Here is a 743-nt window from a genome sequence, read left to right on the forward strand (position 1 = left end):
ATAATCTCCTAAAACAGGTCGAGTTGATGATCCATATAAGAAATTATGCACTTGAAATTTACATTCTTCAAGAGTAGTAAGGAATACATTTGAATCCACCGGATATAATTGGTGTACGCTACTTAAATTAGCGTCCTGAACCTGAACCAGGTAGCTTCCTGTCGGAACACCTGAGAAATTGTATATACCATCTGCACCAGTGATGCGCAATAGAATTGGACCTGTTGTAGTACCTTGTGGAATTAATGTTACCGGTACGTTGGCAATAGGTGTATTGGTATCAGCATTAATAATTTGTCCGGATATTTTTACTTTGTAATCCGGTTGTGTTATTACAACGGTAGTCGTTGCTGTACAAGTTTGGTTTCCATTGTTAACTGACGATGTTGCAGTTAAGGTATAAGTACCGGCGGGTAAGTTTGTATTTCCAACAACTTCATTGTTTTGATTTCTAATTACAACTGTAGCACCAGGACTACTTGTAATCATGATAGAACCATCAGTACCACCAAGACAAGTTACGTTCGAAGCAATTCCGCTCACAGACACTTTATTTTCGACAGTAAAGGTTTGTACCAGTTCTGTTTTATTACCAGCACAATCTGTAAGGGTGTAAGTTCTGGTTAAGATATAAGCATTTCCATCACAACCACTTCCTCCGTTATTGGTATCAGTTACGGTGATTGTTACATTTGAATCACAATTATCAGAAACATTCGTTACATCTTGTGGTGTACCGGCAG

At 38.2% G+C, this 743-nt stretch carries 1 protein-coding gene; it reads right to left on the reverse strand.

Going from position 1 to position 743, the window contains the following annotated elements; translation table 11 throughout:
- On the reverse strand, positions 1–743 hold a 743-nt coding region (locus ACHRV3_RS22980; RefSeq protein ID WP_395436287.1), incomplete at both ends, for a carboxypeptidase-like regulatory domain-containing protein.

It is taken from the genome of Flavobacterium sp. FlaQc-49 (assembly GCF_044005985.1).
GTDB lineage: Bacteria > Bacteroidota > Bacteroidia > Flavobacteriales > Flavobacteriaceae > Flavobacterium > Flavobacterium cupriresistens.